The 394-nt window shown below is 61.2% G+C and carries 1 protein-coding gene; it reads left to right on the top strand.

The features are described from left to right. Window positions 1-391, top strand: a 391-nt coding sequence (locus EOA33_RS38625) for a sugar ABC transporter substrate-binding protein (protein WP_145989635.1), incomplete at its 5' end; no start/stop codon positions are given. Window positions 392-394: the final 3 nt, after the last annotated feature.

Raw genomic sequence — 394 nt, 5'->3', positions numbered from 1 at the left:
ATACGAAATCGTCGCCGAACAGCCCACGAACTGGACACCGGACCAGGGCGAGGCGGTGTGCCAGAACTTCCTGACGGCGCATCCCGATCTCGACCTAATCTTCAGCCATGCCGACGACATGGCCATCGGCTGCGCCCGCGCCATCAGCGCTGCGAGCTCGAAGGCTACGCTGATCGCCACCGGCGGGGGATCGAAGCTGGGCCACGATGCCATCCTTGCCGGCGAGATGTACGGATCAGTTTGCACCCGACCGAAGCTGCTTGGGAAGCTGATGTTCCAGGCCATGTATGAGGCCGCGACCAAGCCTGATACGCCGAAGGGTCGTTTCGTCAGCTACGACATGCCCCAGATAACGAAGGACAAGATCAACGACTGCCCGGAGCAGTGGTAAGAT

The organism is Mesorhizobium sp. M4A.F.Ca.ET.050.02.1.1, from assembly GCF_003997725.1.
In the GTDB taxonomy this organism is placed as follows: domain Bacteria; phylum Pseudomonadota; class Alphaproteobacteria; order Rhizobiales; family Rhizobiaceae; genus Mesorhizobium.
Note: the sequence above shows the minus strand (reverse complement) of the source record. Positions and strands in the feature narration are given on the sequence as shown.